Genomic DNA, 20,022 nt, shown 5'->3' on the forward strand with positions numbered 1-20,022 from the left:
AGTTCGTTGCCGGACGGATTAATTCGGATTTGCCGCCAAAACAAGGCTCGTATTCTGTCCGCCGAAACCGAACGAGTTGGAAAGTACGGCAGAGACCTCCGCCTGACGCTTCACATTCGGCACGACATCAAGCGGGATAGCCGGGTCCGGATTGTCGTAATTGATGGTCGGCGGCAACGTGCCGGTCTGGATCGTCAGAAGCGAGAAGACGGCTTCGATGGCGCCCGCTGCGGTCAGCGTATGGCCGATCATCGACTTGTTGGAAGAAACCGGGATGGAGGCAAGCCTTTCACCGAATACGGTCGAGAGCGCCAGATATTCCATCTTGTCGTTTTCCGGCGTCGAGGTGCCGTGGGCGTTGATATAGGAAATCTGATCTTCGGTCAGGCCCGCATCTGCCAGCGCGGCGCGCACCGTGCCGATGGCAGGCGAGGCGTCCGGCTTGGAGCGTGTGCGATGGAAATCATCGGCCTTTTCGCCGCAACCGGCCAGAATGCCCAGAACCCTGGCTCCACGCGCAACTGCGCTTTCAAGCGATTCCATGACCAGTGCGCCGGAACCTTCCGACATGGCAAAGCCGTCGCGGTCCTTGGAGAAGGGCTTGGAAGCCTTTTCCGGCCTGTCGTTCTGCGTCGAAAGGGCTGACAGCAGCGAGAAGCGAATGAGCGCTTCGGCAGAGACGGAACCATCGGTTCCGATAGAGAGAACCCGGTCGCTTTCGCCGCGACGAATGGCTTCCACCCCGAGCTGGATCGCAGTCGCGCCCGAGGCACAGGCGGTCGACAGCGTGATCGGCAGGCCGCGCGTGCCGAAAGCTTCCGACAGGCGTTCGGCGATATAGCCGAACTGGGTCGTGTTGAAGAGTTCGTCCTGACGCGCGCGACGGCAGGCTTCCAGCAGAAGCTGATAGCTTGCCGGGCCTTCATTCTTCACGGTTGCGTCGAGTGCAAAGCGGCTTTTCCAGTCGAGTTCGACCGGGGGCGCCGCCAGGAACAGCGGACCGCCGAAATCGGTCGACGAAAGCCCGGACTGGGCGAGGGCTTCCTCACCGGCGAGTCGGGCCAGCGCTTCGGAAAGCGCCGATGCGCCCACATCGCTTTCCGGCAGGAAATCAACCGTTCCGGAAAAGCGCGTATTGAGATTGTCGGTAGGAAAGCGGGTGATGGTGTGGATGCCCGACTTGCCGCTGGTCAATGCAGCCCAGTTGTCTTCCTTGCCCTGACCGAGCGAGGAAACCACGCCAGCGCCGGTGATGGCGACAATGGGACGGCCGAGATGGTCTGTATATTTCGTCATCTTATACTCTCACCAGCTTTGCTGCGCCTTCGGCACGCGTTGCGCCGACGATGGTGACAATTGCCTCGCTGACAGGGCCACCGGCGTCCTTTTCAAAGGCATCGAGCGGCGCGAAAGCCTCGCCCTTCCAGACCGAAATGGCTGCAAGCGCCAGTGCCAGCGGGAACTGCGCCTCGCGCAAATGGCCGGTCAGGCCGGAAATGCCGCGATAGGATGCCGAGAGAGCGTCCAGCGCGGTTTTCTCCGCGGCGGTCGCCGCATGGGCACCGGAAGCACCGGAAACGACATAGGACGGGTTCTTGCCGTCATTGGCGGCAAGCACGAGTTCGCGGACGGCATTTGCAAGGTCGGCATTGTCGCGACGGATCTGTGCGCTTTCAATCCCGGCGACTTCTGCATAGGCGCGGGCGCCGCGCTTTGCGGCATGTTCGGCGTTTTCGAGAACGAGGAAGACGCCGCCGGAACCGGAGATCATGCCGCCGCCTGCCGAGCCGTCGCGCTCCCAGAGCGGCGCCCAGCCGTCATGCTTGAGCAGACCGCCAAGCTCATGGCCGAGAATCATGTCGAAATGTTCGGCATTGTACGAACCGCCAACCAGTGCATGGGTGCTCTGGCCGGTGCGGATGCGCGCGGCTGCGGTCTCGATGGCCGAAAGGCCGGAACCTTCCTCGCCCATGAAGGTGCGCGAGGAACCCGTGACCTTGTGCACGATGGAAATATTGCCCGCGAGCAGGTTGGAAAGCTGGGCCAGAAACAGCGTCGGGCGCAGTTCGGTCGAGAGCTTTTCGTTCAGCATGACGCCGCGGTCGTTGCGGACGCGGCCTTCGTCCAGAATCTGCATGTCGACGGTGATGTCGCGTTCGCCGCCACCTGCGCCCACGACCATGTCCATGGTCGCGCAGAGCGCTTCATCGTCCTTCATGCCTGCGTCCTGAAGCGCCAGCCCTGCGGCATAGGTGCCGAGGCGCTGCCAGGTTTCCATCTGGCGCTGGTCGCCGCGCTTTGGAATTTGCAGGCTCCAGTCCACTTCGCCCAACGGGTGAACGGTGTAGGGCGCAAAGGCGTGCTTTTCGAGACGCGGTTCGGAACCGGCCTTCGAGAAAGCGTTCCAATGCGCGTCGACCCCTTCGCCGAGCGAGGAGATGATGCCGATGCCTGTGATGACGACTTTATTGTTCTGCATGGGTGCCGTTTGTCCGTCGGTGCTGATACTGCTCCAGAAACGGAATCAGGGCGAACATTTCTGTCCACCCCTCAATACCGCCATATAATGTGCCGGATCAGCCTTTCTTGGCTGCGACCAGCTCGTCGATTTTCGCGCAGAGGTTCTTGAGAACGAAGTATTCTTCGGTCGGAACCTTGCCTTCGTTCACTTCCTGGGTCCACTGCTCAAGCGGAATCTTGATGCCGAAAGCCTTGTCGATTGCAAAGACGATGTCGAGGAAGTCGAGGCTGTCGATGCCCAGATCGTCGATGGTGTGGCTGTCTGGCGTGATGGTGTCACGGTCGATTTCACTGGTTTCGGCGATGATGTCGGCGACTTTGTCAAAAGTAGAGGACAAGTTTCGATTCCTTTATTCATGGCGGTGCCACAGTTGGCACGCATCTGACTGTTTGCGCGTGTCTAGCGTTTTTCCGGTGATAGGGAAAGTCATAATACTTTCATAAGCACCGGTCTGTCGAAAGCGCATATAAGGCGCGCAACATGCGAAGCGCAACATAAAGGCAAACTCATGTTTTGGAAATATTCTCAAAACCGAGTTATTGCGATGCGGTCAGGGCTCGTTTCTGACCCGCCTGATAAAGTACCACAGACCGACCGCGGCGCAGGCTAACATGACGATCGCCAGCGCATATTGAACCGGTCCGTTCCCCGATACGATCGCTGCGAGGCCCGATACCGCGCTCCCCATCGTACCCAGCGCTTCCGGGTGCATCAAAGCGGATGTGACCGCCGTATCGCCTTGGCGTGCTTTCGTCGGCGCTACATCGTTCAGGGCGGCAACCGGGCGAGGGACGGGCGACTTGTCAGCCAGCGCCAGCGCGCGGGCTCGCACCCGCTCAACGCGCGCCAGCCAGCCTTTTCCGAAGGTGGAAGCCGTCGACAGGCCTTTCAGCCAGGATGCACGGGCGTCGCATAACGCATTGATGATCTCGCCGGCAGGCCGGATGCTCGCAGCCGCAACCGTCTTCGCGCCAATCACGCCATCCTCCGGCACCCCCAGGACGCCTTGCAGCATCTTGGCCGCGCGCCCGGGGCCTGAATTGACTGCAAAGTCAAACACCGCATAGTCGATGCCGGAAGGCAGGTTGTCGCCGTCGATCTTGTTCCAGAACTGCGCCTGATAGATTTTCGTTGCGGTGGCCGCGGTCAGGTTCTGTACATCTTCCGGCGATACGCGATGCCCCTCCCATGCAGACAGGGTGGCGATGGTGATGCCCATATTGGTCGCGCCGCCGGGATCGGCGGGGTTGTTTGCATAACCGCCTTCTTCACTGAAAATATAAGGCATGACTTTCTGGAAATTCGACTTCATTTGAAAAGCCTCTAAATTAGTCTTTAGCCATAATAATCAATAATTTACACGCCATGATAACATCAGTTTCCTCCGGGAAAACAGCCCGAAATTCATCTGTCATCCTGATCGATCAAGTTCTGTTCAAAATCATTATTTGATCATCTTGCATCTTGCGTCCCGCGCATGGATGCGGATTCATGGGCAACTCAACGCTGCATCATTTACAGGCGGGCAAACGTGAATTCGGAAATCTTTGGGTATGCACCGGACGGGCAGGCGGTTCACCGGCTCACTATCTCCAACGGCCCGCTGACGGCCAGGATCATAAGCTGGGGCGCGGCCATCCAGGATTTGCGCATGGAGGGCCACGAAGCCCCGCTGGTGATCGGTTATCGCGACTTTGCCGATTATCCGGCGCATTCGCCGCATTTGGGCGCGATTGCAGGCCGTTCGGCCAACCGTATCCGCAATGCCCGCTTTGCACTGGATGGAACGACCTATGAGGTCGAGCCGAATTTTCAGGGCCGCCACAACCTGCATGGCGGCAGCAAGGGATTGGGCAATCGCGTCTGGAAGATAACCGGGACCGGGCCGGATTTCGTGACGCTTGCCACGGTGGCCGCCGATGGCGAAATGGGCTTTCCCGGCAACCTGAATGTAAGCTGCACCTACATGCTCAATGCGGACGGAACGCTCATCGTGCGGCTGGAGGCCGTGACCGACAAGACGACCGTCTGCAACCTGCTGCATCACAGCTACTTCAATCTCGATGATGGCGGCGAGGGCGATATTCTTGATCACCAGCTTAAAATCGAGGCGGATGCCTATATGCCGGTCGATGAAGCTCTCATTCCGGACGGGCGCGTGCTGCCGGTCAAAGGGACGCCATATGATTTCCGGGATTTCCGCCCGATTCGCTTCGAGGAGAACGGCGCTCAGGTCCAGTATGACAGCAATTTCTGTCTGGCTGCGGCTCGCGGGCCCTTGCGTCCCTGCGCGTCAGTGAAGGGCGCGCGCTCCGGCATTCGCCTCGATATATCGACGACGGAGCCGGGCGTTCAGTTCTATGCGGGCAACACCATGGCCAATGACTGCATCGGCCTTATGGGCAAGCCCTACGGAAAACATGCGGGTTTCTGCCTGGAGCCGCAGATATGGCCCGGATCGCTGGAATATCCGTATTTCCCGCAGGCAATATTGCGTCCGGGCGAGATTTACGCCCAGACCAGCCATTTCAGCTTTTCACGCGAAAGATAATTAGAGCGCATCCCGAAAAGTGTGAAACGGTTTTCGGAAAAGATGCGCGTCAGAACAAAGGATTAGAGCGCATCCCGAAAAGTGTGAAGCGGGTTTCGGAAAAGATGCGCGTCAAAACAAAGGATTAGAGCGCCGAACTGATCCAGTCAGATCGAAACGCGCCCTAATCGGCAAAGGCGGCGCGTGCGGTTTCCATCGGGGCAAGCGCGCCGCGTATCTCGACCACGCGGGCTGCTACCAGATGCGCCTTGCGGGCTGCCTCCACCGGGGCAAGCCCGTTCAGCCGCGCCGCAAGATAGGCGCCGTTGAAGCTGTCGCCTGCGCCCGTTGTGTCCACCGCTTGCGCAACGACGGAAGGGACGAGCACTCTTTCCTCGCCGGTGACGACGAGCGCGGGTTCCGTGCCGTCCTTGACGACGATCTCTTTTACGCCAAGCCCGGCAAGGCGATCAGCGCACGCGCTGGCGTCCTTGTCGCCGAAGAGCGCCTGTTCGTCCGGGAAGGTGGGAAGCGCAATATCGGCAATGCGCATTGCTTCGCTGATGATATCCTGCGCGGCCTTGCGGTCCGGCCACAGCTGGTGGCGGAAATTCGGGTCGAAGGCAATCCGCGAACCGGCGGCGCGACATTGCCGCAGGACATCGAAGAACGTGTGGCGATGCTCGGGCAGGATGATGGCGACCGAAATACCCGAAAAATAGATGATGTCGCGGCCGGTCAGGCTCTTTTCCAGCGCTTCGCGGTCACTGGCCAGACGCCTTGCGGCGGCGTCGCTGCGCCAATAGGTGAAGGAGCGCTCGGCGCCGTTGAGCGTGATTGCATAAAGGCCGGGATGCAGCCCGTCGATGATGGGGCTATGGGCGATACCGATACCGTTGGAGGTCAGGAACACGCGCTGTTTCTGGGAGAAACTGTCCTCGCCGAAGGCGGTCACATATTCGACGGGATAGGATTTTTCCATCAGCGCCCGCATGTACCACGCAGTGTTGAGCGTATCGCCCGCAAAACCCATGCGCCACTGGTCGCCTTCATTGCCAGAAAGCTCGATCATGCATTCGCCGATAGACGCAAATCCGCCCATTTCAGTCTCCTCACTTCCAATGGGGCTAACGCCTATACTAATTTGCGGCTATGTAAAATTGGTTTGTCGGCATTTCGTCAGCTGTCATCCGACCTTTATCGACTTGCCACATTCATTGTGTAAGCATCCGCCGACCGCATCGCTCCCAAACGCGGGACAGCTTTTCAAAAGCGCGATGCATTGCCTGATATTCTGGAGTTCCGCTGACGTCGTGTCGCGAACCTCGCCTAAGGATTTGACATGCGTTATGCGATTTATTTCACGCCGCCATCCAACGATGCGCTTTTGAAGGTTGCCGCAAACTGGCTCGGACGCAATGCGTTCAGCGGCGAGCCGGTAAAGATGCCTGCGATTCGCTCGCTTGCCACCGATGAAATCGCCCAGCTGACCGAAGAGCCGCGCCGCTACGGCTTTCATGCGACGATGAAGGCTCCCTTCCGTCTGGATGAGAAGCACACGGAAAACGATCTGCTTTCCGCGTTGATGCATTTTGCTTCGTCGGCGTCGCCTGTCACGATTCCCCGCCTGAAGCTTCACGCGATTGGGCCGTTCTTCGCGCTTGTGCCCGAAGAACCGGTGGCCGAGCTGAACCAGCTCGCCAACGATGTCGTGGTTGCCTTCGACCGGTTTCGCGCCCCGCTCACCGAGGCGGAAATAGCCAGGCGACGGCCGGAACGTCTCAGCGAGGCGCAGCGGCACAATATCGAGCGCTGGGGCTATCCTTATGTTTTTGAGGAATTCCGCTTTCACATGACCCTGACCGGACCGGTGGAGGAGAAAGACCGCGCTCGCGTGGAGCGGACGCTGGATGAATTCTTCACGCCGCTGCTGGATGACGCCGTGGAGGTTGCGAATCTCGCCCTGTTCGTGGAACCTGAGAAAGGGGCGCCTTTCCAGATTCATTCGCTGCATCCACTGACAGGCGGCAAGGCGGCATCGGCTCGCGCCTCACGAGCGGTTGGGAGGCCGTAACCAATGGGAAATGAAACGGTTCTGCGCAACGCACGCATCGTGCTGGCCGACGACGTTGTCCTCGGTTCCCTGAAGCTCGTGGATGGCAGGATCGCCGATATTTCCGCCGGTGCATCCAGTAGCGGCGAGGATATGGACGGCGACTTCCTGACGCCCGGTCTGGTCGAGCTGCATACGGATCATCTCGAAGGGCATTATGCGCCGCGCCCGAAAGTGCGCTGGAACCCGATTGCCGCCGTGCAGGCCCACGACGCACAGATTGCCGCCTCGGGAATCACCACCGTTTTCGACGCCCTGCGCATCGGCTTCGATGACGACGCCGAAACGGGTATCGACGATATGCGCAAGCTTTCTTCGGCAATTGCCGAGGGCCGCGCGGCGGGGCGCTTGCGCGCCGACCATTTCCTGCATCTGCGCTGCGAGGTTTCAGCACCGGATTGCCTTCCGGCCTTTGAAAAATTCGGCAACCAGCCGCTGGTCAGGCTGGTGTCCCTGATGGATCACGCGCCGGGGCAGCGCCAGTTTACCGATATCGAAAGCTACAAGACCTATTTCCTCCGCAAGCTGAAATTCTCGGAAGAAGAGTTCAGGCTCTATTGCGAGCGCCGTATCGGCCAGTCGCAGCAATATTCCGCACCGACGCGCAAGGCGATTGCCGAACTGTGCCATCAGCGCGGGGTTATTCTCGCAAGCCATGACGACGCGACGGTGGAGCATGTGGCGGAGGCGCAGGCGCAGGGGATACGCGTTGCCGAATTTCCAACGACCCACACGGCTGCCAAGGCTTCAAAAGTTTCCGGCATGTCGGTTTTGATGGGCGCGCCGAATGTGGTGCGCGGCGGTTCGCATTCTGGAAATGTCTCCGCGCGTGAACTGGCCGAGGCCGGAAATCTCGACATCATATCGTCGGACTATATCCCGGCCAGCATGATGCAATCGGCCTTTTTCCTCGCCGATGTCGTGGAAAGCATCTCCTTGCCGCAGGCCATTCGTCTGGTTTCCGCCAATCCTGCGCGCGCGGTGGGGCTGGAGGATCGCGGCGAGATCGTTGCCGGCAAGCGGGCCGACCTCGTCCGCGTGCAGATCGCCGATCACGTTCCGATCATCCGCACCGTCTGGCGCGAGGGGCGGCGGGTTATTTAGCCCACAGGGTCTGGCGCTGTCGGTTCCAGCCCCAGCCTGCCCTCGCTCAGGATATCGAGCTGCAGATTGCGATAGCTCTGGATGCTGAGATGGGAAGTCTGGGGCGAATGCGGATGCGTCGCGGTTACCACGACAACGCTCGCACCGGCGGTTTCTCCGGCAACGATACCGGCTGGCGCATCCTCGAACACAAGGCAGTTGTGCGGATCGAATCCAAGCCGCTTCGCGCCAAGCTGGAAGCATTCGGGGCTCGGCTTGCCGCGCTCGACATCTTCGGCTGACACGATGGTCCTGGGCATCGGCAATCCCGCCGCCGCGACGCGACGGCGCGCCAGTTCGAGCGGCGCGGAGGTTACAATCGCCCAGCGGTCTTCCGGCAGCGCGCTCAGAAACTCATGCGCGCCATCGATGGGCGCGATACCGTCCAGATCGGCCATTTCGGCCTGAAGCAATATTTCCGCCTCGCGGATCGGGTCAACGCCGGGCAGGGCAAGGCGGCGGACGGTTTCCACTGCCCGAACACCGTGGATGGTCGGCAGGAATGTAACCGGATCGATGCCATGGCGTATCGCCCATTCGCTCCACACCCGTTCGGTTGCCTCAATGGAGCTCAATATCGTGCCGTCCATGTCGAACAGAAACGCATCGAATGATTTGCCGAAAGGGGAAAAGGAGGTCACGCCGAATTTCCTTGAACTGGAGCATGTCGCCCGAAAGTGGGAACCGGTTTCGGGATAAAGACATGCTTAAAACAGAAAGATAGAGCATTTCCAACGATTCAATCAAAACAGGAAATGCTCTAGCAAGATGAGAATCGGGAATGCTTCTGCACTCAATCATAGTGCGTCTTGGACGAGAAGACAGTCGTGGAGCGACGAGAGTTTGTCTCTGGTGTGAATTTTTTCTGCGCCTCACTATATAAAGCGCTGGTGGCCCCGATAGCGGCGAAACTTGATCATTTCGATCAATTGTGGCTTTTGGCACCCTTCCGAACTTGAATAAATGTCGAAAGCGCCGACCGCGACTGAATCGCATTCTCAGGATTGTTGTATAAATGACTGAAATAAAATCAAAAAACCGCAACTATCCGAACGTTCGTTTTGCCGTCGCGCCTATGATTGATTGGTCGGACCGGCATTGCCGCTATTTTCACAGGCTCTTTTCCAGCCATGCATTGCTCTATACCGAAATGGTCGTGGCGGATGCCATCATCCATGGCCCGCGTGACCGGTTGCTGGGCTTCGATGCAGCTGAACACCCCGTGGCGCTGCAACTTGGCGGGTCCGACCCGGCAAAGCTGAAAGAGGCGGCGAAGATCGGCGCCGATTACGGCTATGACGAAATCAATCTCAATGTCGGCTGCCCGTCGGATCGCGTGCAGTCCGGTACATTCGGAGCCTGCCTCATGCAGATCCCGGATGTGGTGGCGCGTTGCGTTTCAGCCATGAAGGAGGCGGTTTCCGTGCCCGTCACAGTCAAATGCCGCATCGGCGTTGACGCTCAGGATGTGGAGGTTGCGCTCGATACTTTGGCCGATATGACGCTTGACGCGGGAGCGGATGCGCTTTGGGTTCATGCCCGCAAGGCCTGGCTGAAAGGGCTCTCGCCGAAGGAGAACCGCGAGATTCCGCCGCTCGACTATGATCGCGTCTATCGCCTCAAGGAGCGGCTCGGCGATGTCTTCGTCGGCATTAACGGCGGCATCAATACGCTTGACGAGGCGGAGCAACACTTGCAGACAGTCGACGCTGTGATGCTCGGTCGCGCCGCTTATCACAATCCTGAACTTCTGGCAGAGGTGGATGTGCGCCTTTATGGCGGCGAACAGCGCGATACCTCGATGGCAGACATCATCGACGAGATGTGCGCTTATATCGATCGCCATATCGCGGCGGGCGGCAGGCTGTCGCATGTGAGCCGCCATATGGTCGGGCTTTTTACCGGACAACCGGGTGCGCGGCGCTGGCGGCAAATCCTTTCGACGGATGCCACCAAGCCGGGGGCAACCAGCGATGTGCTGCGTCAGGCCCATGCCGTCGTGACCGAAGCGGCAGCAGAAGCAGCTTAATCGATCAGAATAAGCTGATCGCCACGGACGGTGAAACCGCCGAGCGTCTGCAGAAAATTCATGCCGAGCAGGCTGCCGGTCATCAGCCCTTCCTTCGTCACCATGGCGCGCACATTCTGGCGTTCGATATCGCCGATCTGCAAGGTGGCGATGGTAATGACTGCCGCGCTTGCCGTGCCGTTGGCCGTCATGATCGGAACGGAATAGTTGAGCGAGGCGGTGTCTATGCCTGCGCGCTCCGCATCCTGCTGGGACAGGACGACCGAGGACGCGCCGGTATCGACCAGAAAGTGAACGCGTGCTCCGTTCACACGTCCGTTCACCTCGAAATGGCCGTTTGCAGCCTTTGCAAGCGTTACGGTCAGCGCACCATCGGCATTGCGGCCCGAAATAGGGCTTCCCGGTACCAGCCCCGCCGTGACCCGGCTTGCAACGTCCTGCAACTCGTAACGGTACTGGTAGCCCGCAACGAGGGCGAGAATGATCACGGCCCAAACGGCCATGTTGCGCGCAAAGTCGGTCAGTTTGATACCGGAACCGAGCAGACCGGCGGCAAGCACGACGCCCCAAATGCCCAGATAGGCGGCGCGGGCAAACACGTCATTGTCCATGCCCAGCGTTGAGCCGCCGTCATTGTTGGACATCAGCAGCAGGACAACAACCGCGACTGCCGCAATAATGAGCCAGAAAAAGCGCCCCATCAGCCAATTCTCTTTTCTACGATGATTTCGTGCCTGTCGGCGAGAAGCGACAGGACGGCTGTTCGCTCTTCCGCGCTCATGCTGGACCAGCGTGCGATTTCGTCAAGCGTCCGCGCGCAGCCGAGGCAGAAACCGGTTTCCGTGTCGATCGTGCATACCAATATGCACGGGGATTCGATGGTTGACATATCCATGGATGCAATGTGGTTGCATCAAAGGGCCATGACAAGCCCGGCGAGCACGGCAATCGAACCGATCTGCTGTGCCGCGCCCAGAGTATCTCCCGTCTGTCCGCCTATTTTTGCCATGCAAAGTCGAGCGAAGCCGAAAAGCAGGACGGTCACCAACACCAGCGCATTGATGAGCGACAGGAAACCGCCGGAAGGTATCAGGGTAAGGACAAGAACGGCCAGCCCGATGCCGGAGCCGCAAACAACGGTCTCCCATTGCGGTTGGCCGACGCTGTCGGAAAGCCCGCCCGGACGCGCCGAGGGCAGCGCATGCCAGAACGCAAGCATGCCAGCGCGGCTTGCCGCTTCGCAGCCGATCAGCGCAAGCACTGCATATCCTGCGCCCGCGCGGTCGATGATCGCCATCAGGAAAGACGCTTTCACACCGACAATGACGATCAGGGCAAGCGCGGCGAAAGTCCCGATGCGGGAATCCTTCATGATGTCCAGCCTGCGGTCGGCGGAAGAGGCGCCGAAAAAGCCATCGGCAGTATCGCCCAGCCCATCTTCGTGTAGCGCGCCGGTCATCGCCGCCAGCGCGCCAATCGCGAGCAGCGCACAGGCCAGGGGCGGAAGGTTCATTCCATGGGCCGCATAAAGCACGATGCCTGCCAGCAGGCCCAGCACGGCTCCCGCGAGCGGAAAGGCCCGTGCATTGCGCGGCAACGAATCATCGCCGTTTTCAAACCAGCGTTGCGGAAGCGGCAGGCGGCTCAGAAAGCCGAGGCTGCGGATCGTGTCGCCAAGGAGACTATTTCGCTGCAAGTCACTGTTCCACTTTGTTTCCGACCCGGATTTTCGCGATAATTCGCCTCAATGTTGCTTCAACTCAAAGAGGTGATTTGAAAATTCGCGTCAGTGCTTATAGGACGAGCCCCACGAATTTACATCTCCCATCTTTGATTGGACTGAACCTATGAGCGCCAGCGGCCTACCTTTTGACGATTTCCGGGAACTGATCCGCAATCTGCCGGGGCCTGATCTGGGGGCGGAAAGGGCCGTTCGCGAGCGTGAGGCTACGCTGACGAAGCCCGCAGGTTCGCTGGGGCGCATGGAAGAGATCGCGGCATGGCTTGCCGCATGGACCGGAAAGCGCACGCCGCAGATCAATCGCCCGCTGGTTGCGGTGTTTGCCGGCAATCATGGCGTCACGGCCAAGAACATCACGCCGTTTCCGCCGAGCGTGACGGCACAGATGGTCGAAAATTTCGCCGCCGGGGGCGCTGCGATCAACCAGATCTGCATCGCCAACGATCTGGGGCTGAAAGTTTTCGATCTGGCGCTGGAACATCCCACGGGCGACATAACGGAAGAGCCGGCCATGGATGAGCGCACCTGCGCCGCGACCATGGCCTTCGGCATGGAAGCAATTGCCGGTGGAACCGACCTCCTGTGCATCGGCGAAATGGGCATCGGCAATACCACGATTGCGGCGGCCATCGCGCTGGCGCTTTTCGGCGGAACGGCGGAAGACTGGGTTGGGCCCGGCACAGGCTCGACGGGTGAATTGCTTGAGCGCAAGCTTGCCGCCGTGCGCAAGGCGGTTGCGCTCCATCAGGCGCATCTGCAGGACCCGCTGGAGGTTTTGAGCCGCCTTGGTGGCCGTGAAATCGCTGCCATGGCTGGCGCGATCCTCGCGGCGCGCATGGAAAAAATCCCGGTCATCGTCGACGGCTTCGTGGCAAGCGCTGCTGCGGCGGTGCTCTATGCCGCCAATCCGGAAGCCATCGATCATTGCCTGTTCGGTCATGTTTCCGCCGAGCCGGGCCATCGCAAGCTTCTCGCGAAGATGGGTAAGCAGCCGCTGCTCGACATGGGAATGCGCCTTGGAGAAGGGACGGGTGCTGCGCTCGCAGCCGGTATCGTCAAGGCGGCGGCACTGTGCCATGGCGGTATGGCGACGTTCGAACAGGCTGGAATATCCGGCTCGAAATAACGGTCGCCACGCCATCAACAAAGCCCGCTATCAAGCGGGCTTTTCTTTTAAACAAATGCTTGAATGCGACAAAACAAATATTTGAAGCGGTTCCACGATTCCGTTTTAACTGGAGCTGCTCTAGTTGTTGTCTTTGTCGAGCACCATGTAGTCGAGCGGCAGTTCGGTCGTGTATTTGATCTGCTCCATGGCGAAGGACGACGACACGTCGCGGATTTCGATCTTGCTGATCAGGCGCTTGTAGAAGGCGTCATAAGCGGCAATGTCCGGCACGGCCACGCGCAGCAGATAATCCACGTCACCGCTCATGCGGTAGAATTCGATGACTTCAGGAAATTCCTGAACCACTTCGGAAAAGCGCTTCAGCCATTCGTGGCTGTGCGAGCTTGTGCGCACCGATACGAACACCGTTACCCGCGCATTGACGCGAACCGGATCGAGAATGGCCACACGCCGCTTGATGACGCCATCTTCTTCCAGCTTCTGGATGCGGCGCCAGCACGGCGTCGTGGAAAGGCCAACTTTCTTGGCAACGTCTGCCACCGCAAGTGTCGCGTCTTCCTGCAATAAGCGCAGTATCTTCCTGTCGAGCCTGTCCATGCGTTTCCGTTCCCGGTTTTAGAAATCGTTTCCCGAACTTTGCGAATAGGTGAAACGTCATACCTTATGGTTCGCAATGACCGGAAGTTACAGGAAAAATATTCTGATGAAAACGAATGGAGTAAAAATTATTTATCGTCGCCGATGAGGTGTCGCACTTTTGCCTGAAGAACAGGCACCACTTCAGCGTCGAACCACGGATTTCGCTTGAGCCAGCCGGAGTTGCGCCAGGAAGGGTGAGGCAGGGGCAACGCGATTCGCCCCGCCTGATTGGGCGTCTCCATGAAATGCCGCCAGTTCCTGACGGTCTCGGTCAGATTGCGGCCCCGATAGTCGGGCAGGTGATAGGCAAGGGCGTATTGCCCGACCACCAGAATGAATTCCAGCTGCGGCATCGCGGCGAAAACGCGGTCATGCCACGTCTGGCTGCATTCGCGGCGCGGCGGAAGATCGCCGCCATGTTTGTCATAGCCCGGGAAGCAGAAGCCCATCGGTACGATGGCGAAGCGCGACGGATCATAAAACTCTTCGCGTGACACGCCGAGCCATTGCCGCAGGCGATCCCCGGAGGGGTCGTTGAACGGCAACGATGTGTTATGGACGCGAATGCCGGGAGCCTGGCTGCAAATGCCGATTTTCGCGGTATCCGAGACGATACAGACGGGATTGGGCTCGTGCGGCAGGGGCGGTGGAAACCGCGGTGTGTCGCGACAGATACGGCAGGCCCGGATCGAGTGTTTCAGCTCGTCCAGTTTTTCCATGAATTCCATCAGCTCCGTGGATAGTTCATTGTGGATAGATCATTGGGGATAGATCATTTCAATGAAGGTGCGAATGTGTTCCCTTATATAGGTAAACGCATCGCGGATTACAGCCAGGGGCGGTTTGGGTTCGGTTGGCTGTTCAGCGTTCGGGCCGTGATGTTCCTTGCGCCACAGGGACGGCTGCTCGAATTTTCCGGCCCAGATGCCGCGCTGGCCGCGGCGGGCATCTCTTTCCTCTCGCTGATAATCGCCATAGGAAACGGCCCAGCCCTGTTCGACCATCCAGCCGTTGAGATCGGTTTCTCCAAGATAACAGCGCGCCAGTTCGCGGCCATACTGATCCCGTCCTTCCGTCTCGCAGCGAATCGAGGACTTGCCGATTCTGGATCGCAACAGGTTACGGGCTTCCCGGCCGCAATCGTAAGACGTTCCAGCCCGGATACATTGCTGCTGCATCTCCGGCGCGTCGATACCCTTGAGGCGGATATGAATCTTGCCAAGGATTACCGTGTCGCCGTCGATCACATAGACCGGGCCCGCCAATGCCTCTCTGGGCGCTGACCGGATCGGCAGATAGGCGATCAGCACGGCTAAAAAAGAAAAAAGCAATATAGTCAAAAGGATACTGCGAAAACTTATGCCATTGCTTTTGCGGGGCTGGCGATAGGGACGTCTGTAGGGACGGCGGTATCTGCTCATGGGTGCGCCTCCCGACTCCCTTGCATCCTTGATTGAGACAGACTGCGGGCTCGTGTCGATGGCGTCAACAGGAGCGGATTTTCGGCCGCAACAACAGCCGGTTTGTTGTCAATTAGCAACAGTCTTTACCGATGCTTTAGGCTAAAAAGAGCTATGGTAGATTTTGCCCATTTCCCGCCACAAACAGGCGTCACCGATCATTGGAAAGGCAGAAGCCACCAAAATATTGGGAGCCGCAAGCTCCAACAGGACAGGCAGGAATGACGAAGGGCGCGTTGTTGCACGGCAAACGGATTGGGAACAGGGTGAACCCTGTTCACGCACCTTTTATTCTTTCCCATCATGGCAAGGCTTTTTTCGGCCAAGATCGGGTCTCAGTCTTGACGAAAACAGCGTGCATTCTGTCCTCCATGAATGTTTCCTCCACTGAGTGTGAAAGACCAGCGTTGTGATGCGTATCCGCAGTTTTTCATATAGCGCCCTTGCCATGGCTCTCGGCTTCGCCATTGCCTGCAACAGCGCCTTTGCTTTCGATCTCAATGACGATTCAGAAAAGTCGAGAAGCCCGTTTGAACTGTTCAAGTTCGGCTTCTCCGCCTACAAGAACGGTCATAAGGACGAAGCAATCAAGGCGCTGCGCTATGCTGCGGATCGCGGTCATCAGGGCGCCAAGTGGAAACTGGCCCGCATGTATGCCGATGGCGACGGCGTGCCTGAAAACGATTACGAAGCCTACAAGATTTTCGAAAAGATCGTTCGTGAAGGTTCGGAGCCGGGTTCGGAAAACGACTCCTATGTGGCGGATGCCCTCGTTGCGCTCGCAGGCTATGTAAAGCGCGGCATCCCGGGGTCGCCGGTTAATGCCAATCCGAGTATGGCGCGCGATCTTTATGTGCAGGCTGCATCGAATTTCGGTGATTCCGCAGCCCAGTTCGAGCTTGGCAAGATGCTGCTCGATGGTGACGGCGGAGAACGCAATTCCGTCCAGGCAGCCCGCTGGTTCCAGCTTGCAGCCAAGAAAGGCAATGCCGGTGCGCAGGCCATGCTTGGAAACATGCTGTTTCAGGCCGGCAAGACCGTTCGCGGCCTTGCCATGATGACGGCGGCTTTCGAACGCTGCCCCGCCGAGGATTGCCCGTGGATACGCGATATGCAGGAACAGGCGTTCTCGATTGCCGGTGAAGCCGACCGCCGCAACGCGATCGCTCTCTCCGGTGACTACAAGGGCGATTTCTGATCGTCTTTGGTTCGGGTCTTCTCAGACCGCAAGCCTTATCGTAACCGGCACATGGTCGGATGGCTTTTCCCAGGCACGGACGTGCTTTTCCACGTCACTCGATATGAAGCGGTTGGCAGCTTCCGGCGACAGCATCAGATGGTCGATGCGGATGCCGTTGTTCTTCTGCCATGCACCGGCCTGATAATCCCAGAACGAGTAAATCCCGGCTTCATCCGTTGACGCACGGATTGCATCGGTGAACCCCATATTCTCCAGCCTGCGGAATGCCTGGCGCGATTGCGGCTGGAACAGCGCATCGCCAACCCACTGGCCCGGATTTCTGGCGTCTTCCGGTTCAGGAATGACGTTATAGTCACCGGCAAGCACAAGCGGCTCTTCAAGGGCGAGGCGGTCTCTGGCCCAAAGCTCCAGCCGCTGCATCCACGAAAGCTTGTAGGGAAACTTCTCGGTGTCCACCGGATTGCCATTCGGCAGGTAAAGCGAAACGACACGGACAACACCCTTGTCGGTCGAATAGACACCCTCGATGAAGCGCGCCTGTTCATCGCTATCGTCGCCGGGAAGGCCGCGATTGATCTCATCCGGCGATTTTTTCGACAGAAGGGCTACGCCGTTGAAGCCTTTCTGGCCGTGTGTTTCCACATGATAGCCGAGCGCTTCGATTTCCAGTCGCGGAAACTGGTCATCGACCGATTTGATTTCCTGCAGACAGACAATGTCGGGCGAGGACTCCTTCAGCCAGTGCAGGAGGTTGTCGATGCGGGCTTTGACGCCGTTGATGTTCCAGGTCGCGATTTTCATACCGCTATGATTATGCGCTTGGGGAGGTGAGGGCAAGCAGCGTGCAATCGCGCGTCACAGCTTTTCATCGGCTGCAATTTCACTATCCGCTCATATTTCGGCGCGGGCCCCTTTGATTGGCGGTTTCGCATTCCTATCTGCTCTGGACAGGAGCCAAACAGGAGATATTCGAATGTTCGACGCCAAGAAACTTCTCGAACAGTTTCTGGGATCACAAATACCCGGTACGTCGGGAAGCGTCCGCGACAAGGCCGGGCAGGTCACCGATCTGGCAAAGAAGAACCCGCTTGCGACAGGTGCTATCGCCGCCGCCATTCTTGGCACGAAGACCGGGCGCAAGCTCGCGGGCAATGTGGCGACCGTGGGCGGCATCGCCGCCATCGCCGGTTTGGGATATCTTGCCTACAAGAATTACAAATCCGGTCAGGCGCCGCAGACGGCAGAACAGCCCGTTGCGAAGGAGCCTGAACTTCTTCCGCCGCCTCCGGCCGATTCTCCGTTTCACCCGCAATCTCCGGCAATGAGCAACAGTTTTGCGCTCACGCTTGTGCAGGCGATGATTGCCGCCGCCAAAGCCGACGGCCATATCGACGACGCCGAGCGCGCTCGCATCATGGAGAAGGTAAGGATTTCCGGTCTGGACGATGAAGCGGAAGCCTTCCTTGAGAAGGAACTTGCCGATCCGGTTGATCTCGATGTTCTGGTTTCAGCCGCGCAGACTGAGGAACAGAAGGTCGAGCTTTATACGGCTTCCCGCCTTGCAATAGACCCGGATAACCGGGCCGAACGCGGATATCTGGATATGCTGGCCGGTCGTCTCGGCCTGCCGGATGCGCTGGTGGACCACATCGAGGCGACGGTCGCTTCGGTAAAGGTTTGAGGCCGGTTGTTTTCCCGCAGCCATGAAAAAACCGGCCGCCCACATGGCAGCCGGTTTTAATTTTTTCGTGGGTGCCAGTTAGATGGCGAAGCTGGTTCCGCAGCCGCAGGCCGAAGTGGCGTTCGGATTGCGGATCTGGAACGACTGTCCCATCAGGTCGTCGACGAAATCGATTTCCGAACCATCCATATAGGGAACCGAAATGGAATCGATCAGCACCTTCGCGCCCAGCTTTTCGATAACGATGTCGTCGTCGGTCTGCTCATCCACCAGATCGTACTTATAGGAGAAACCGGAACACCCGCCGCCTTCGACAGAAACGCGAAGGGCAGTCTTTCCCGGTTCCGATCCGAGAATCTTGGCGATCCGCTTTGCCGCGGAATCTGAAACGGTAATGCCTGTCATCTGCCTTGTTCCGTTTGCAAATGCGAATATCGAACCGGACGATTTCTCCAGAATTCCGATAGCCGCATACTTGCCTTCATGATTAGCTGATAGCTATGAACGCGAATAGCGGAAGTCAATGTCTGTACCGGGTCCGCACCGGTTTGTGTAATCATATTACAGTGAGGGATGCATCGCAATGTCGCTGGAAGGAATAGGCTTTGGTTATCGCGAACGCGCGCCCTATGCCTGTGATCCTGCGCGCAGCCGTGGCCGTCTGGTGCCGGAGCCGGAAAGCCCGACCCGCACGCCATTCCAGCGGGACCGCGACCGGATCATCCATTCCACCGCCTTTCGCCGCCTGAAGCACAAGACGCAGGTTTTCATCGCCCATGAGGGCGATCATTACCGCACGCGTCTCACGCACACGATAGAAGTTGCCCAGATTGCCCGCGCTTTGGCCCGCGCATTGCGGCTCGATGAAGATCTGGCCGAAGCGGTGGCGCTTGTCCACGATTTCGGCCACACGCCATTCGGCCATACGGGCGAGGAGGCGCTCAACGAGCGCATGAAAGCCTTTGGCGGCTTTGATCACAATGCGCAATCGCTCCGAATCGTGACCAAGCTTGAGCATCGCTACGCCGATTTCGACGGCCTCAATCTCTCATGGGAGACGCTGGAAGGGCTGGTCAAGCACAACGGCCCCTTGCTGGGCGCTCATGCGACGCATCCGGATATCCCGGTTCCGCTGCCGATTCTCGATTTCAACGAACGCTATGATCTGGAATTGACGCGATTTGCCAGTCTGGAAGCGCAGTGCGCGGCCATTGCCGACGATATCGCCTATAACGCCCATGATATAGATGACGGCTTGCGGGCAGGGCTTTTGAGCCTAGATGCGCTGGACGAAGTGCCGTTGACGAAACGCCTGCTCGATCTGGTGCGGACGCGTTATCCCGATCTCGACCCCGTGCGAACCGGACATGAACTTGTGCGCCGCCAGATCACGATCATGGTGGAAGACGTGATCGAGGAAGCGCAGCGCCGTCTGGCCGAGGCAAAACCGATGAGCGTGGATGACGTGCATGACCAATCGCGCGCGCTGGTGGCATTTTCCGACGCCATGCGAACCGATGAAAAGGTGCTGAAGCGGTTTCTCTTCAAGAATCTTTATTTCCACGACAGCGTCGTGGTGCGCAGGCACGCCGCCGACAAGATATTGCAGGACCTTTTTGATGTCTGTTTCGCCGATCCCTCAAACATGCCGCCCGAGTGGCAATCGGGCTGCGAGCGGCTGGATGAAGCGGCACGGGCGCGGCGGGTTGCCGACTATCTTGCCGGGATGACTGACAATTATGCCGTGCGAGAACACCGACGATTGTTTGACCGCACACCCGATTTAGCTTAATCGGGGCTAAACGAAGCGGCATTGTCGGCAAATCGGCTGGATT

General features: G+C 58.7%; 22 protein-coding genes. 8 read left to right on the forward strand and 14 right to left on the reverse strand.

Features of this window, described 5'->3' with window-relative positions; genetic code table 11:
• Positions 1 to 18: 18 nt before the first annotated feature.
• The 4 genes from ACS5UA_RS11210 to ACS5UA_RS11225 form a co-directional block, all read right to left on the reverse strand.
• Complete coding sequence (locus ACS5UA_RS11210; protein WP_006471775.1) at positions 19 to 1,296, reverse strand: beta-ketoacyl-ACP synthase; 1,278 nt, start codon at positions 1,294 to 1,296, stop codon at positions 19 to 21.
• Position 1,297: 1 nt separating this feature from the next.
• Positions 1,298 to 2,479: a beta-ketoacyl-ACP synthase gene (locus ACS5UA_RS11215; RefSeq protein WP_112669627.1), complete on the reverse strand. Its 1,182-nt coding sequence runs from the start codon at positions 2,477 to 2,479 to the stop codon at positions 1,298 to 1,300.
• 97 nt (positions 2,480 to 2,576) lie between these two features.
• Positions 2,577 to 2,858: an acyl carrier protein gene (locus tag ACS5UA_RS11220; RefSeq protein ID WP_006466638.1), complete on the reverse strand. Its 282-nt coding sequence runs from the start codon at positions 2,856 to 2,858 to the stop codon at positions 2,577 to 2,579.
• Positions 2,859 to 3,071: 213 nt separating this feature from the next.
• The gene (locus ACS5UA_RS11225; protein WP_112669629.1) at positions 3,072 to 3,833 is read right to left on the reverse strand and encodes a glycoside hydrolase family 108 protein; all 762 of its coding nucleotides are present in this window, start codon (positions 3,831 to 3,833) and stop codon (positions 3,072 to 3,074) included.
• A 219-nt stretch (positions 3,834 to 4,052) separates the two neighbouring features.
• Between ACS5UA_RS11225 and ACS5UA_RS11230 the strand changes: the two genes are divergently transcribed.
• Entirely contained in the window at positions 4,053 to 5,072 is a 1,020-nt protein-coding gene (locus tag ACS5UA_RS11230; protein WP_112669772.1) for an aldose epimerase family protein, read from the forward strand.
• A 163-nt stretch (positions 5,073 to 5,235) separates the two neighbouring features.
• Here ACS5UA_RS11230 and ACS5UA_RS11235 read toward each other — a convergent pair whose 3' ends face one another.
• Positions 5,236 to 6,153 (reverse strand): sugar kinase, encoded by a 918-nt coding sequence (locus ACS5UA_RS11235; protein ID WP_112669631.1) that lies wholly within the window; start codon positions 6,151 to 6,153, stop codon positions 5,236 to 5,238.
• 240 nt (positions 6,154 to 6,393) lie between these two features.
• On the opposite strand from ACS5UA_RS11235, the gene ACS5UA_RS11240 reads away from it, so the two are divergent.
• Both ACS5UA_RS11240 and ACS5UA_RS11245 read left to right on the forward strand, forming a co-directional pair.
• Positions 6,394 to 7,125 carry a DUF1045 domain-containing protein gene (locus ACS5UA_RS11240; RefSeq protein ID WP_006471770.1) on the forward strand — a complete coding sequence of 244 codons (732 nt, stop codon included), beginning with the start codon at positions 6,394 to 6,396 and terminating at the stop codon, positions 7,123 to 7,125.
• Between the two features lie 3 nt (positions 7,126 to 7,128).
• On the forward strand, positions 7,129 to 8,268 hold the full coding sequence (locus ACS5UA_RS11245; RefSeq protein ID WP_112669633.1) for an alpha-D-ribose 1-methylphosphonate 5-triphosphate diphosphatase: 1,140 nt from the start codon (positions 7,129 to 7,131) through the stop codon (positions 8,266 to 8,268).
• Here ACS5UA_RS11245 and ACS5UA_RS11250 read toward each other — a convergent pair.
• Positions 8,265 to 8,948, reverse strand: a complete 684-nt coding sequence (locus ACS5UA_RS11250) for an HAD family hydrolase (RefSeq protein ID WP_443101315.1) — start codon at positions 8,946 to 8,948, stop codon at positions 8,265 to 8,267. The two genes, ACS5UA_RS11245 and ACS5UA_RS11250, sit on opposite strands and share 4 nt — an antisense overlap.
• A gap of 374 nt (positions 8,949 to 9,322) precedes the next feature.
• Here ACS5UA_RS11250 and dusA point away from each other — a divergent pair, with 374 nt between their 5' ends.
• The gene (gene dusA / locus ACS5UA_RS11255; RefSeq protein ID WP_112669638.1) at positions 9,323 to 10,336 is read left to right on the forward strand and encodes a tRNA dihydrouridine(20/20a) synthase DusA; all 1,014 of its coding nucleotides are present in this window, start codon (positions 9,323 to 9,325) and stop codon (positions 10,334 to 10,336) included.
• Here dusA and ACS5UA_RS11260 read toward each other — a convergent pair.
• The 3 genes from ACS5UA_RS11260 to ACS5UA_RS11270 are packed head-to-tail and all read right to left on the reverse strand — an operon-like array spanning position 10,333 to position 12,032.
• Positions 10,333 to 11,037: a TIGR02281 family clan AA aspartic protease gene (locus ACS5UA_RS11260; RefSeq protein ID WP_006466645.1), complete on the reverse strand. Its 705-nt coding sequence runs from the start codon at positions 11,035 to 11,037 to the stop codon at positions 10,333 to 10,335. The genes dusA and ACS5UA_RS11260 overlap by 4 nt on opposite strands.
• Positions 11,037 to 11,231: a DUF1289 domain-containing protein gene (locus ACS5UA_RS11265; RefSeq protein WP_100651154.1), complete on the reverse strand. Its 195-nt coding sequence runs from the start codon at positions 11,229 to 11,231 to the stop codon at positions 11,037 to 11,039. Before ACS5UA_RS11265 ends, ACS5UA_RS11260 begins: the two co-directional genes overlap by 1 nt.
• Positions 11,232 to 11,249: 18 nt before the next feature.
• Positions 11,250 to 12,032, reverse strand: a complete 783-nt coding sequence (locus tag ACS5UA_RS11270; protein ID WP_112669640.1) for an adenosylcobinamide-GDP ribazoletransferase — start codon at positions 12,030 to 12,032, stop codon at positions 11,250 to 11,252.
• 151 nt (positions 12,033 to 12,183) lie between these two features.
• Here ACS5UA_RS11270 and cobT point away from each other — a divergent pair, with 151 nt between their 5' ends.
• Positions 12,184 to 13,203 (forward strand): nicotinate-nucleotide--dimethylbenzimidazole phosphoribosyltransferase, encoded by a 1,020-nt coding sequence (gene cobT, locus ACS5UA_RS11275; RefSeq protein WP_006471764.1) that lies wholly within the window; start codon positions 12,184 to 12,186, stop codon positions 13,201 to 13,203.
• A gap of 120 nt (positions 13,204 to 13,323) precedes the next feature.
• On the opposite strand, the gene ACS5UA_RS11280 is transcribed toward cobT, so the two are convergent.
• The 3 genes from ACS5UA_RS11280 to ACS5UA_RS11290 all read right to left on the reverse strand — a co-directional run bounded on the left by ACS5UA_RS11280 (position 13,324) and on the right by ACS5UA_RS11290 (position 15,266).
• Positions 13,324 to 13,803 carry an Lrp/AsnC family transcriptional regulator gene (locus ACS5UA_RS11280; protein ID WP_006466649.1) on the reverse strand — a complete coding sequence of 160 codons (480 nt, stop codon included), beginning with the start codon at positions 13,801 to 13,803 and terminating at the stop codon, positions 13,324 to 13,326.
• 128 nt (positions 13,804 to 13,931) lie between these two features.
• On the reverse strand, positions 13,932 to 14,573 hold the full coding sequence (locus ACS5UA_RS11285) for a uracil-DNA glycosylase family protein (protein ID WP_112669642.1): 642 nt from the start codon (positions 14,571 to 14,573) through the stop codon (positions 13,932 to 13,934).
• Positions 14,574 to 14,603: 30 nt separating this feature from the next.
• Complete coding sequence (locus ACS5UA_RS11290; protein WP_112669645.1) at positions 14,604 to 15,266, reverse strand: thermonuclease family protein; 663 nt, start codon at positions 15,264 to 15,266, stop codon at positions 14,604 to 14,606.
• 451 nt (positions 15,267 to 15,717) lie between these two features.
• Between ACS5UA_RS11290 and ACS5UA_RS11295 the strand changes: the two genes are divergently transcribed.
• On the forward strand, positions 15,718 to 16,503 hold the full coding sequence (locus ACS5UA_RS11295; RefSeq protein WP_039852538.1) for a tetratricopeptide repeat protein: 786 nt from the start codon (positions 15,718 to 15,720) through the stop codon (positions 16,501 to 16,503).
• A gap of 21 nt (positions 16,504 to 16,524) precedes the next feature.
• Here the strand turns inward: ACS5UA_RS11295 and xth are convergent, their stop codons facing one another.
• The gene (gene xth, locus ACS5UA_RS11300; RefSeq protein WP_025091413.1) at positions 16,525 to 17,307 is read right to left on the reverse strand and encodes an exodeoxyribonuclease III; all 783 of its coding nucleotides are present in this window, start codon (positions 17,305 to 17,307) and stop codon (positions 16,525 to 16,527) included.
• Between the two features lie 172 nt (positions 17,308 to 17,479).
• On the opposite strand from xth, the gene ACS5UA_RS11305 reads away from it, so the two are divergent.
• Positions 17,480 to 18,187, forward strand: a complete 708-nt coding sequence (locus tag ACS5UA_RS11305; protein ID WP_112669648.1) for a tellurite resistance TerB family protein — start codon at positions 17,480 to 17,482, stop codon at positions 18,185 to 18,187.
• Between the two features lie 78 nt (positions 18,188 to 18,265).
• Here ACS5UA_RS11305 and erpA read toward each other — a convergent pair whose 3' ends face one another.
• A complete protein-coding gene (gene erpA, locus ACS5UA_RS11310; RefSeq protein ID WP_006471759.1) occupies positions 18,266 to 18,592 on the reverse strand; it encodes an iron-sulfur cluster insertion protein ErpA in 327 nt (108 codons plus the stop codon).
• Between the two features lie 178 nt (positions 18,593 to 18,770).
• On the opposite strand from erpA, the gene ACS5UA_RS11315 reads away from it, so the two are divergent.
• The gene (locus ACS5UA_RS11315; protein WP_112669650.1) at positions 18,771 to 19,979 is read left to right on the forward strand and encodes a deoxyguanosinetriphosphate triphosphohydrolase; all 1,209 of its coding nucleotides are present in this window, start codon (positions 18,771 to 18,773) and stop codon (positions 19,977 to 19,979) included.
• The last annotated feature ends 43 nt before the right edge of the window (positions 19,980 to 20,022 follow it).

The sequence above is a fragment of the Brucella sp. RRSP16 genome (assembly GCF_052246815.1).
In the GTDB taxonomy this organism is placed as follows: domain Bacteria; phylum Pseudomonadota; class Alphaproteobacteria; order Rhizobiales; family Rhizobiaceae; genus Brucella; species Brucella intermedia.